8 protein-coding genes are annotated in these 12,419 nt (G+C 65.8%); 2 read left to right on the forward strand and 6 right to left on the reverse strand.

What is annotated here, in order from left to right:
* Positions 1 to 29: 29 nt before the first annotated feature.
* The 4 genes from U1700_RS03380 to lepA form a co-directional block, all read right to left on the reverse strand.
* Positions 30 to 3,398: a polysaccharide deacetylase family protein gene (locus U1700_RS03380; protein WP_332750142.1), complete on the reverse strand. Its 3,369-nt coding sequence runs from the start codon at positions 3,396 to 3,398 to the stop codon at positions 30 to 32.
* Positions 3,391 to 3,978: a DedA family protein gene (locus tag U1700_RS03385; protein ID WP_332750143.1), complete on the reverse strand. Its 588-nt coding sequence runs from the start codon at positions 3,976 to 3,978 to the stop codon at positions 3,391 to 3,393. The genes U1700_RS03380 and U1700_RS03385 overlap by 8 nt, the downstream gene beginning before the upstream one ends.
* Positions 3,979 to 4,066: 88 nt before the next feature.
* Positions 4,067 to 5,173, reverse strand: coding sequence for an alpha/beta fold hydrolase (locus U1700_RS03390; protein ID WP_332750144.1), 1,107 nt, complete (start codon positions 5,171 to 5,173; stop codon positions 4,067 to 4,069).
* 109 nt (positions 5,174 to 5,282) lie between these two features.
* On the reverse strand, positions 5,283 to 7,103 hold the full coding sequence (gene lepA, locus U1700_RS03395) for a translation elongation factor 4 (RefSeq protein ID WP_332750145.1): 1,821 nt from the start codon (positions 7,101 to 7,103) through the stop codon (positions 5,283 to 5,285).
* A 170-nt stretch (positions 7,104 to 7,273) separates the two neighbouring features.
* On the opposite strand from lepA, the gene U1700_RS03400 reads away from it, so the two are divergent.
* Positions 7,274 to 10,078 carry a M16 family metallopeptidase gene (locus U1700_RS03400; RefSeq protein WP_332750147.1) on the forward strand — a complete coding sequence of 935 codons (2,805 nt, stop codon included), beginning with the start codon at positions 7,274 to 7,276 and terminating at the stop codon, positions 10,076 to 10,078.
* A 32-nt stretch (positions 10,079 to 10,110) separates the two neighbouring features.
* Here U1700_RS03400 and U1700_RS03405 read toward each other — a convergent pair whose 3' ends face one another.
* A complete protein-coding gene (locus U1700_RS03405) occupies positions 10,111 to 11,256 on the reverse strand; it encodes a 5-(carboxyamino)imidazole ribonucleotide synthase (protein WP_443025871.1) in 1,146 nt (381 codons plus the stop codon).
* Positions 11,183 to 11,671 carry a 5-(carboxyamino)imidazole ribonucleotide mutase gene (gene purE, locus U1700_RS03410; RefSeq protein WP_332750151.1) on the reverse strand — a complete coding sequence of 163 codons (489 nt, stop codon included), beginning with the start codon at positions 11,669 to 11,671 and terminating at the stop codon, positions 11,183 to 11,185. Before purE ends, U1700_RS03405 begins: the two co-directional genes overlap by 74 nt.
* A gap of 156 nt (positions 11,672 to 11,827) precedes the next feature.
* On the opposite strand from purE, the gene U1700_RS03415 reads away from it, so the two are divergent.
* Positions 11,828 to 12,385, forward strand: a complete 558-nt coding sequence (locus U1700_RS03415; protein WP_332750153.1) for a GGDEF domain-containing protein — start codon at positions 11,828 to 11,830, stop codon at positions 12,383 to 12,385.
* The last annotated feature ends 34 nt before the right edge of the window (positions 12,386 to 12,419 follow it).

Raw genomic sequence — 12,419 nt, forward strand, 5'->3', positions numbered from 1 at the left:
AATTTGCCTTCGTCGGGACGCTGCCGGTTTCAGGCGCCGACCTTCGCCTCGCCGCTGCGCGCGATCGACGACCAGCCGACGCGTGGGCCCCGCAGCGCCTGGACGATCGCCTTGATCACCACATAATACATCGTCTGGCGATAGACGAACCGCATCGGCACCAGCCATAGCAATAGCCGCTTGTTCTCGCGCTTTTCGAGCACGAAGGCGATCAGCCCGGCGGTCAGGTCGATCGCCGCGAACAAAAGCCAGAACATCCCCATTCGCGCCGGATCGCCCTTGACCGCGGTCATCCCATGTTCGTGGATCGAGGTCAGCGTCGCCACGATGTTGACGATCAGCGCAAGGTCGATGATCGGTGAGATAATCGAAAAGACCAGCTGGAACAGCATGACCTGCGGCAGCCCGACGATTGCTAGCCCGCTCGGCCGTCCGCTCGCCAGGATGCGCTTGTGCTTCCACACGCACTGGATCGTCCCGAATGCCCAGCGGAATCGTTGCCGGGCCAGCTGGCGGAGCGACTGTGGCGCCTCGGTCCACGCCACCGCATATTGGTCGTGCATCACCGTCCACCCGGCGCGCTGGACGGCGATGGTCAAATCCTGGTCCTCGGCGAGCGTGTCGGGCGGATAGCCCCCGACCTCGGCGATCGCCGCCTTGCGCCATGCCCCGACCGCGCCCGGCACGACCGTCATCGCACCAAGTTGCGCGAGTGCCCGCCGCTCCAGATTTTGCGCAGTGATATATTCCAGCGCCTGCCACTTGGTGACCAAGTTGACGCGATTGCCGACCTTGGCATTGCCCGCCACTGCACCCAGTTTCGGATCGACGAACCAGCGCGCCAGCCGGGCGATCGTCTTGGGCTCGAACTGCGTATCGGCATCCAGCGCGACCACGATCTCGCCGCTCGCCAGTTCCAGGCCGCGATTAAGCGCCACCGCCTTGCCGCCATTGGGAATGGTCAGCAGCCGCACGCGCGGATCTTCGGCAAAATGCCCGGTGACCACCGCCGACGTACCGTCGCTCGACCCGTCGTCGATCACGATGACCTCGATCCTGACCCGTTCGCTCGCCAGCACCTGGCGGATTGACCGCTCGATCACTCGCTCCTCGTTGAAGGCCGGAATCAGCACGCTGACGAAGCGCTCGGGATCGATCGCCGGGAAAATCGTCCGGTTCTCGCGCCGCGCCCCGATCAGCGCCAACCCGCTCAGGGTCACCGCGCGAAGGATACCAAGGCTGATCGCGGCGGCGAACAGGAAGGACAGCGCGTTGACGAAAAAGCCAAGACTCTCGAACACCGCCAGGTCGATCCGCGCCGCCACCCGGTCCCCCGGTGACAACAATGGCATCGCCTGATCTCGGCTCAGCCCCGCCAGCGTCGAAACCGGCACGAATTTATACCCCGCCGCGCGCAGCCGGTCGATGATCGCGGGCAGCGCGGCGATCGTCTGGCTGCGCTCACCCCCCGAATCGTGGAGCAGCACGATATTACCCGTCTTCGACACCACTCCGGTGACGACATTGTTGACGATCGCAGTCACGCCGGGCCGCTGCCAGTCCTGGGCATCGACATGGAGCCCAACCGAAATATAGCCGCGTTGCTGTGCCTCGAGAGCGGGCTTGATTTCATCCGCAGTCGTCGGCTCGGCATCGCCAAAATAGGGCGCACGGAAAAATTTCATCGTGCGCCCGGTAAACGCCTGGAACAGGCGCTGGGTGGCGTTGAGCTCGAACAAGGTCTGCGTCCGACCCGTCGTCGCCAGATTGGGATGGGTATAGGTGTGGTTGCCGATCTCATGCCCCTCGGCCAGCATCCGACTGAGCAGGCCGCGCTCGGTCAGCGCATTTTCGCCGACGATGAAAAAGGTCGCGGGCACGCCCTTGGCCTTCAAGATATCGAGGATCTGCGGGGTCCAGCGCGAATCGGGTCCATCGTCGAAGGTCAGCGCCACCATGCCCGGCTGATAATTGGTCCGCGTGATCGTGTAGGGTCGCGGCAGGCTGGCGAAACTGACGTTCTCGATCAGCCCGTCCTTGCCCCGCACCAGCCGCCGTTCGCCCGGCGTGGGCAGCGACGAGATACGCAATATCTCGCCCGTCCCCTCGACATCGACATTGGTCCCCTGCGGCAAATGCTCGATCAGGGTTGGATTGCGGGGGATTGGCGCGCTCCGCCCGAACACCGACCACAGCGCCGGATCCTCGGCGCCCATCCGCCACAGCCCGACGCTGTTGGTCCCGGCCTTGTCGAGCAGCGTCAGCTGGTTGAACGCCGATGCCGCGTCGAGCATCCACAGCGTGTGCCGGTGGCCATATTCATCGTCATAGGCCAGGCTCGAATTGCCGCTCGCGCGATCGAACATTGGCATCGCGTCGCTGTCCGCCCCGTCGAGCCACGCTTCCTCGACATTGAGCGGATCGCCGCTGCCCTCATGCCAGTCATAGGCATAATTGCCGATCGTCACGATCGCCTTGTCGCGCGGCACCTCGCGCAGCGCTTTCGCCAACGTCGTTGCCCACCAGCCCTGCGACGCGATCGGCCCCGCCGGGCCATCGTTCGAATGCTCGTCATAGGCCATCAGGAACACGCGATCGACGGCGGCGGCGGTGGCGCGCAGATCCCACCCGCCATCGACCGGCGCCGCCACCGTCGTGATCCAGCCATGCTTGTCGAACGCGGAGTTGGCCTCAGCCAGGAACGACCGGTAATTGGCCTGCGCCGCCGGATCCAGCTCCTCAAAATCGAACACCGCGCCCGATGCATGATTGGCCACCAGGAAGGCTTCGATCTGGACCAGCAATGCGCGCCGGGCCGCGCGATCGGCGAATAGCGCGCCGGCCTGCTTGCCCTGCCACACGCCAAGCTGGGCATTCTGCACCACGGGCAGGATCAGCGGCCGATATTTGCTCGTGTTGAGGATCGCCCGGCCTTGCGGATCGGGCAGCACATTGAGGTCATGCGTGTCTCCCGTTACCGTCAGCCACACCGGCGCGAGCCAGTCGATGTCATTGATATGGCGCTGGAGCGACGCGGTCGAACTGACGTCCCACGGCGTATAAAAGCCGATAGCGAGCGGCCTGCCCATCGCCGTTGCAGTCGCGGTCGCCTGTTTTGCCCCGACTTTCCGGGCACTGGGCGGGCGCGCACCTTTCAGCCGGGCGATGGCATTGTTGATCGACCGCTCGGTCTGAGCGAGCAGGCTCGTGCGCGGCGGTGGCAGCGCCTTGCCCCGTTCGAGCGCGACGGGCAGGGGTTCGGCCGCGGGCAGCAGCTGGATCGTCGCCGCCAGCCCCGCCAGCGACAGCACCACCAGCAGCACAAACAGGATCGCCGACACCGCAAAGCGCCGTCGCCGTCGCCCGGTCGGATCGAAAAATACTGCGCGCTCAGCCAAGCTCGGGTCGCCCGCTCGTCGGCACGCGCCGCCGCCGCCACTCGAGCCAGCCGAGCAGCAACCCAATCCCGGCCGCCGCCGCAATCACCGCATTGGCCGGGGTCAACAGCAATTTCACCAGCCACACGATCTGCCGCCCGAACGTGTATCCCAGCCAAACCAGGCCCGGTCCCCAGATTGCCGCCGACGCCAGCTGCAACAGCGCAAAGTCCCGCGCCTTGACCCGGCTCATCGAGATGGCCACTGGCCCCGCGATCCTGAATCCGTAAATGAACCGAAAGCCGAAGCAGAACAGCCGCGGGTGCCGCTCGATCAGGATCAGCGCGCGGGCGAAGACAGGCTTCTCGGTGATCCGCTGGACCAGCCGATGCTCGCGCTGCGACCGACCGACATAAAAGAATAGCTGGCACGAAAAGAATGCGCCGATAAACGCCGCCAGCGCCGCTCCCCATGGCGAGAACATCCCGTGGCGAGCGATCGCGCCTCCAATCACCACCGCGCTCTCGCCCTCGATCGCGCCGCCCAGCCCGACGCCGATCGCGCCGAACCGCTCGATCAAATGGTGAAGGTCGAGTGACATGGATGGCGCTCTAACGCATGACGGAGGGTGTTGCCTCCATATTCGCTAATGTCTCTAAATTAGCTGGAAATTAGGAACAACCAGTTGATCAGGCCCTCCCGCAATTGCTTGGCCCTGGCGCGCCGGCAAACCGGCTCGCGATCCATTCCATGGTCAGCGCGGTGGCATCGCGAGCGCTCGTCTCATGCCCCTGGCCGTTGACGCTTTCGAAGCGCAGCCGCGCGCCGCTGCGGCACATCCTTGCCACATACGCGCGGGTCACTGCGGGCGAGACGATCTTGTCCGCCGGATTCTGCGTGATCAGCATCGGCACCCCGGGATTGCGCACGGGCACGCTGTTGGTGCGCGCAATGTCCGACCACGGCCGGATCGACCCCAAATCGACATTCTTCAGGCTGCTGCGAAGCGCCATCACCCCCAGCACCGTCCCAAGCTTGGGCTTCTTCCCCAGCTCGACGCAGTTGTTCTGCGCCAGCCGGGTGATGATTCCCTGCGTCTGGCGATTGCCGAGGCTCGCCAGCGGCGCGCCATAATGTTGCGACCAGCTATAGGCGGTGAAGGCGGTCAGGAAGGCGCGCACCGACGGATCGCTGCCCCCGCGCAAATTCTCAACCAAGTCGGTCGGCGGAGCGGCGGCCGCCACGCCCAGCAAATTAAGGTCGGGGGCATAGGCGCGCGCCCGCTGCCCGGTCCACAGCGCGGCATGCCCGCCCTGCGATTCGCCCCACACCACAAAGCGCTTGCCTGCCGCCGCCCCGGCGATGTCGCGTGCCGCCCGCACCGCATCGAGGGTCGCATTGGCCGCGCTGACCCCGCCCAGATAGGCATGCGCCGTCCCACTGCCGAGCCCGGGATAATCGGGCGCGACGACGACATAGCCACGCTTCATCGCCTCGGTCAGCCCGGGCGTCGCGGCGAAAAACTGTGGGCTGTTCGATGGCGCGCACCGCTCGACTACTCCCGACGTGCCGTGGGTCCACGCCACCACATCGCGCGGGCGGGTGGGCAGCGCCTCGCGCGGCGCGACGACCATCCCGGTCACTTCGATCGGCTGACCCCGGTCGCTCGTCGTCCAGTAACGGATTCGCCACGCCTGCGCGCCGGCGGGAGTGTCAACGACGGGATCGGACGAGACCAGAGTTCCGGGCGGGGCGGCGGCAGCTTCGACCCCGAACGAGCAAGCAACAAGCAGCACAAGCGCATGACCGATTAATCGCACAGGCAATCTCCCGAACCGACTCGCCAGCACCGACGGCCAGTCGAAACGCTATCCCCGAATGCGACGGTCGTCGAGCAGGCCTCGCCTAATTTTCGTCGCCCATCTTGAGGGCGGCGATGAACGCCTCCTGCGGGATGCTGACATTGCCATATTCCCGCATCCGCGCCTTGCCCTTCTTCTGCTTGTCGAGCAGCTTGCGCTTGCGGGTCGCATCGCCGCCATAGCATTTCGCGGTCACGTCCTTGCGCATCGCACCGATCGTTTCGCGCGCGATCACCTTGCCGCCGATCGCCGCCTGGATCGGGATCTTGAACATATGCCGAGGGATAAGCTCCTTCAGCCGCTCGACCATCCCGCGCCCGCGCGTATCCGCCGTCCCGCGGTGGACGATCATCGACAGCGCGTCGACCGGCTCCTCGTTGACCAGGATGCTCATCTTGACCAAGTCGCCCGGCCTCGTCCCGATCTGGTGATAGTCGAAGCTGGCATAGCCCTTCGACATCGACTTCAACCGATCGTAGAAATCGAACACCACTTCGTTGAGCGGCAGTTCGTAGGTCAACTGCGCGCGTCCCGCGACATAGGTCAGGTTCTTCTGGATCCCGCGCCGGTCCTGGCACAGCTTGAGAATTGGCCCGAGATATTCGTCGGGGACATAGATGGTCGCCTCGATCCACGGCTCCTCGATGCTCTCGATGCGGTTGACGTCGGGCATGTCGGACGGATTGTGGAGCTCGATCGTCTGCGCCGGCTCGGTCTTCGAATGCGACAGCACCAGCTTATAGACCACCGACGGCGCGGTCGTGATCAGGTCGAGGTCATATTCGCGGGTCAGCCGCTCCTGGATGATCTCGAGGTGGAGCAGGCCCAGAAACCCGCAGCGAAAACCGAACCCCAGCGCAGCGCTCGACTCCATCTCGAAGCTGAAGCTGGCGTCGTTGAGCCGCAGCTTGCTGATGCTCTCGCGCAATTTCTCGAAATCGGCGGCATCGACCGGAAATAGCCCGCAGAACACCACCGGCTGGACCAGTTTGAAGCCCGGCAGCGCCTCGGCGGTCGGGCGCTTGGCGTCGGTGATGGTGTCGCCGACCCGGGTCTGCGCGACTTCCTTGATCTGCGCGGTGATGAAGCCGATCTCGCCTGCCGCCAATCCCTCAAGCTGCTCGATCTTGGGGCGGAAACAGCCGACCCGGTCGACCAGATGCTGGGTCCCCGTCGCCATGAACTTGATCAGCTGGCCGCGTTTCAGCTGCCCCTCGATCACGCGGATCAGGATGACGACGCCAAGATACTGGTCGTACCATGAATCGACCAGCATCGCCTTCAGCGGCGCATCGCGGTCGCCCTTGGGCGGGGGGATCTTGTCGACGATCGCCTGCAGCACCTCATCGATCCCGATCCCCGACTTGGCGCTGGCCAGTACCGCTTCGGACGCGTCGATCCCGATCACTTCCTCAATCTCGGCGCGAACCCGCTCGGGGTCGGCGGCGGGCAGGTCGATCTTGTTGATGACCGGCACGATCTCATGGTCATGCTCGATCGACTGATAGACATTCGCCAGCGTCTGCGCCTCGACCCCCTGCGCCGCATCGACCACCAGCAGCGCGCCTTCGCACGCGGCAAGGGAGCGCGACACTTCATAGGCGAAGTCGACATGCCCCGGCGTGTCCATCAGGTTGAGCGTGTAATTCTCGCCATCCGCCGCAACCCATTCAAGGTGCACCGTCTGGGCCTTGATGGTAATCCCGCGCTCTTTCTCGATGTCCATGTTGTCAAGCACTTGGCTCGACATCTCGCGCTCGGTCAGCCCGCCGGTGCGCTGGATCAATCGGTCGGCCAGCGTCGACTTGCCATGGTCGATATGGGCGATGATGGAAAAATTGCGGATGTGCTTGAGGTCGGTCATGTCGCGATGCCTCTAGCGGGCTGGCGCGCCGATGTCAGTCCCGCCGTTCATCCCCTTGAATTTCCGCCGTTGGTCGAACCGTGCCGCCCGCCGGGCGAGAAGCCCGATTGCGCTTGCCGGTCACCGATTAGGCTCCTCCCGACAATAAAATCACCGGGGATATTCGACACATGCGCCTGACCCTTGCCGCCCTGCTCGCCGCGACCGCCCTGTCTGCCGTCCCCGCCGCTGCCGTCCCCGCCGCCGCTGCCCCCGCGCCCGCCGCACCCGTGTCGAGCCTCGTCCGCCAGGTCGCCATTCCCCACACCATGTTTCGCCTCGCCAACGGCCTCACCGTCATCGTCCACGAAGACCATAAGGCGCCGATCGTCGCGGTCTCGACCTGGTACAACGTCGGCTCGAAGGACGAACCTGCGCGCAAGACCGGCTTCGCCCACCTTTACGAACATCTCATGTTCAACGGCAGCGAGAACCTCCCCGGCGACTTTTTCAAATATCTCCAGCAGATCGGCGCGACAGATTACAACGGCACGACCTTCTTCGACCGCACCAACTATTTCGAAACCGTGCCCGCCGGCGCGCTCGAACGGACCTTGTTCATGGAAAGCGACCGCATGGGGCATTTGCTCGGTGCGGTGACGCAAGGCGTCCTCGATAACCAGCGAAGCGTCGTCCAGAACGAGAAGCGCCAGCGCGACAGCCAGCCCGGCGGCCTCGCCGACTATGCCCAGCTCGAGAATCTCTTCCCCGCGAGCCATCCCTATCATCACAGCGTGATCGGCTCGATGGCCGACCTCGACGCCGCCAGCCTGACCGACGTCAAGCAGTGGTTCGTCGACAAATACGGCCCCAACAACGCCGTCTTGGTCATCGCCGGGGACACCACGCTGGCCAAGGCGCGTCCGCTGGTCGAGCGCTATTTCGGTGCCATCGCACGCGGACCGGTCAATCGTCCGGCGATGGCCGGCGTCCCGACCCTCGCCGCGCCCCGGACGATCGCGCTCAAGGATGCGCTCGCCTACACCATCGTCCAGCGCAGTTGGGCCGTGCCGGGCATGCTCTCGCCCCAGGTCGCTTCGCTCGACGTCGGCGCCTCGATCCTCGGCGGCCTCGCCAGTTCGCGGCTGAAGAAAACGCTCGTCCGCGACGATAAGGTCGCGCTCAAGGCCGATGCCAATCTCCAGTCGCTTCAGCGCGCCAGCATCTTCCAGATCGAAACGATCGCCCGCCCGGGGCAGGATTCGGCTGCGGTCACTGCGCGCGCCGACGCCATCCTCGCCGACTTCATCGCCAAGGGCCCGACCGCCGACGAGGTGCAGCGCGCGGTCACCGCCGAAATCGCCGGTCGAATCCGCGGGCTCGAGCAAGTCGGCGGGTTCGGCGGCAAGGCGGTTACCCTCGCCGAGGGCCAGACCTTCGCCGCCGACAGCGACTTCTACAAGCGCACGCTCGCCGCCTATGCTGCGGTCACCCCGGCCAGCGTCCGCGCGGCAATGCAACAGTGGCTGACCCGCCCGGCGCTGACCATCACCCTCTCGCCCGGTCAGCGTGAAGCCTATGCCGAGACCAAGGTCACCGCCGCCCCTGCGCCCAAGGTCACCGATGTGATCGGCAAGCCGACGCGCACCCCGCCACCGGTCGGCCAGCTTGCCGCCCTGCAGATCCCGCCGATCGTCCATGATCGGCTCGGCAACGGGATCATGGTCGAATATGCCCAGCGTAGCGCGGTCCCGCTGACCCAGCTCGCGCTTTCGTTCGATGCCGGCAACTCGGCCGATCCGCTGACTCAGCGCGGGCTCGGCGGAATGACGATGGGCTTGCTCGAAGAAGGCGCCGGCGGGCGCACCGCGCAGCAGATCGCCGAAGCCGAGGAGCGTCTCGGCGCGGACATTTCGGCCAGCAATTCGGCCGATCGTTCGACCGTCATCCTGTCGTCGCTAACCCCCAATCTGGCGCCCAGCCTCGACCTGCTCGCCGACATCGTCCAGCGCCCCGCCTTCCTGTCGGCCGACATCGACCGGGTCCGCGCCCAGAAGCTGGCCTCGATCGCGCAGACCCTCAAGGATCCGACGCGGGTCGCGCAGCGGATGCTGCCGGTCGCGCTATTCGGCGCCAATCATCCCTATGGGGGCCCGTCGGGCGGTGATCCGGCGGCCATCGCCAAATTCACTCAGGGTGATCTCGCCGGCTTCCAGCAGCGCTGGTTGCGCCCCGACACGATGAAGCTGTTTATCGTTTCCGACCGCCCGCTGGCCGAGCTCAAGCCCCTGCTCGAAGCGCGCTTCGGCAGCTGGGCGGCGCCGGCGGCACCGCGCGGAGTCAAGGCGTTCGTGGCGCCCACGCCGCGTGCAACCTCACCGCGGATCCTGCTGATCGATCGGCCCGGCGCGCCCCAGTCGACGATTTTCGGGGGGCAGCTCCTGCCGGTCGATCCGCGTAGCGACACGGTGCCGCTCAGTACCGCAGATGACGTGCTCGGGGGCAACTTCCTGTCGCGACTCAACATGGACCTGCGCGAGACCAAGGGCTGGTCCTATGGCGTCGGCGGCGGCGCGCAGCTCCTTGCCAACGCCACCGCTTACGCCGTCTATGCACCGGTCCAGGCCGACCGCACCGGCGATTCGCTGACCGCGATCAACGCCGATGTGACCGATTTCCTGTCGACCAAGGGGGTGACCAGTGAAGAACTAGAACTCACCGTCGCCAACAGCATCAACCAGCTGCCCGGCGAATTCGAGACCGGCGGGGCGCTGCTCGGGGCGATGATGCAAAGCGACCTGCTCGGCCGGCCCGACGATTATTATACCAGCCTGCCGGCCCGCTACCGTGCCCAGACCACCGCCGGACTCGATCGCGCGATCCGCGCTGCGGTCGACCCCAAGGGGTTCACCTGGATCATCGTCGGCGACGCCGCCAAGGTCCGCCCCCAACTCGAAAAAATCGGCTACCCGATCGAGCTGGTCGAGGCGAAATAAGCCCTATCCTCCTCCAGTTCGCTGGGGGAGGATCAGGCGACCGACCGCACCACCCGCGTCACATGGCCCATCTTGCGACCGGGCCGCGCCGCACCCTTGTCGTAAAGATGCAGGTGCGCGCCCGGCTCCGCTATGATCTCGGCCCAGCCATCGATCTTGTTGCCCAGCAAATTGTCCATCGTCACGCTGGCCCCCGTCAGACCGACCGGCCCCAGCGGCAGCCCGCAGATCGCGCGAACATGTTGTTCGAACTGAGACGTCTCGGCCCCCTCGATCGTCCAGTGCCCGCTGTTGTGCACCCGCGGCGCAATCTCGTTGACGATCGGGCCGTCTGCCGTCGCGAAAAACTCGACCGTCATCACTCCGACATGTGCCAGCGCCTCGGCAAGACCGTGCGCCATCGCCAGCGCCTCGGCCAGCCCATCGAGTCCCGATGGAACCGTCGACCGCTGCAAAATCCCGCTTTCATGCTCGTTGCGCGGCACGTCCCAGCAGGCAATTTCGCCCGCCGCCGTCCGCGCCATCAGCACCGAAAACTCGGCCAGATAATCAACCGCCGCCTCGGCCACCGCCGGCTGCCGCCCGATCGCATCCCATGCCGTCGCCGCCTCGCCCGCGACACGCACCCATGCCTGGCCCTTGCCGTCATACCCCAGCCGCCGCGACTTCAGCACGATCGGCAGCCCCAGCGCCGTCACCGCCGCCTCGACATCGGCCAGGCTGTCGATTTCCCGCCACGGCGAGACGCGCGCACCATTGGCCTCGATAAAGCGCTTCTCGACCGCCCGGTCCTGCGCAATCGCCAGGGACTTGGTGCCGGGCCTCAGCTTTTGCCCAAGCACTTCCAACGGCGCCACCGCCAGATTTTCGAACTCATAGGTCACGACATCGACCGCCGCCGCAAACCGCGCGAGCGCCGCTGCATCATCGAACGTCGCCCGCGTGAACCGTGCCGCGACGTCCGCCGCGCACGGCGCTTCGTCGGGGTCGAAGATATGCACCTTGTAGCCCAGCGGCGCCGCGGCAAGCGCGACCATCCGGCCAAGCTGCCCGCCGCCGATGATCCCGATCGTCCCGCCCGGCGAGATCATGTGCATTTGGCGATCATTCGGGCGACATGCCCACCGCCTCGGTCTGTGCCGCGCGCCACGCCTCGAGCCGCCCCGCCAGCGCGTCATCGCCCAGCGCCAGGATCGCCGCCGCCAGCAGCGCCGCATTGACCGCACCCGCCTTGCCGATCGCCAGCGTCCCCACCGGGATCCCCGCGGGCATCTGGACGATCGACAACAGGCTATCGATCCCTTTGAGCATCTTCGATTCGACCGGAACGCCCAGCACCGGCAGCCGCGTCATCGCCGCCGCCATCCCCGGCAAATGCGCCGCCCCGCCAGCCCCGGCGATGATGATCTTCAGTCCCCGCGCCGCCGCGCCGCTGGCATATTCGACCAGCCGCTGCGGGGTGCGATGCGCCGACACCACCCGCGCCTCGTGCGAAATTCCCAGCTCGTCGAGCATCCGCGCCGCGTGGGACATCGTATCCCAATCGGATCGACTGCCCATGATGATCCCGACTATGACCCCGTCAGCGCTCATGGTCGCTGCTGCTCCCCTTAGGAACGGCGGGTTTAGGGGCGTGTTGGAGGTGGTGCAATGCGGGACAGTCACGAAGCACAGATTTCCGATTCGACTGATCTGCGTTATGCATCCTCAACGATATCGCCACGGCAAGAGTCGGACACGGTGCATGAAGTGACCAAACAGCCCAGCCGCGAGGCTGAACTTGCCGAGCTTCACGGCCGCATCGCGGAGCTTGAACGGCGTTGCACCGAGCTTGACCGCCTCGCCCACCACGACACGCTGGTCCCCGTCCCCAATCGCCGTGGTTTCCTTCGCCAGCTCGAACAGACCATTGCCCGGCTGAAGCGCTACAAAGACCCCGCCGCGGTCCTGTTCGTCGATCTCGACGGGCTCAAGATGCTCAACGACAGCTTTGGCCATTCCGCCGGAGACGCCGCGCTGGTCCATGTCGCCACGCTCCTGACGCGCGGGGTGCGCGAATCGGATACTGTCGGACGGCTCGGCGGAGACGAGTTTGCGGTCCTGCTGGATCACGCCTGCGAAATCACCGCGATGGACACTGCCGAGCGGCTGATCGACGCCATCGCCGACGCCGACTTCATCGTCGATGGCCGCGCCGTCCCCCTCTCGGTCGCGATCGGCTTCACCCTTATCGAAGTCGACGATACCCCCGCCGCGATCCTCGCGCGCGCCGACGCGGCGATGTACCAAGGCAAAGCCGCGGCTTAATCGTTTGAAGCGGCGGTGCCAGCCCGCAACAAAA

The sequence above is a fragment of the Sphingomonas sp. RB1R13 genome, assembly GCF_036663775.1.
Lineage (GTDB): Bacteria > Pseudomonadota > Alphaproteobacteria > Sphingomonadales > Sphingomonadaceae > Sphingomicrobium.

Excerpts from the sequence above, each read along its gene's own strand:
- U1700_RS03385 (WP_332750143.1), bottom strand. The coding sequence starts at position 3,978 with ATGTCACTCGACCTTCACCATTTGATCGAGCGGTTCGGCGCGATCGGC.
- lepA (WP_332750145.1), bottom strand. The coding sequence starts at position 7,103 with ATGACCGACCTCAAGCACATCCGCAATTTTTCCATCATCGCCCATATC.
- U1700_RS03400 (WP_332750147.1), top strand. The coding sequence starts at position 7,274 with ATGCGCCTGACCCTTGCCGCCCTGCTCGCCGCGACCGCCCTGTCTGCC.
- U1700_RS03405 (WP_443025871.1), bottom strand. The coding sequence starts at position 11,256 with ATGACGCGCTGGCGGGGCGGCTCGAGGCGTGGCGCGCGGCACAGACCG.
- purE (WP_332750151.1), bottom strand. The coding sequence starts at position 11,671 with ATGAGCGCTGACGGGGTCATAGTCGGGATCATCATGGGCAGTCGATCC.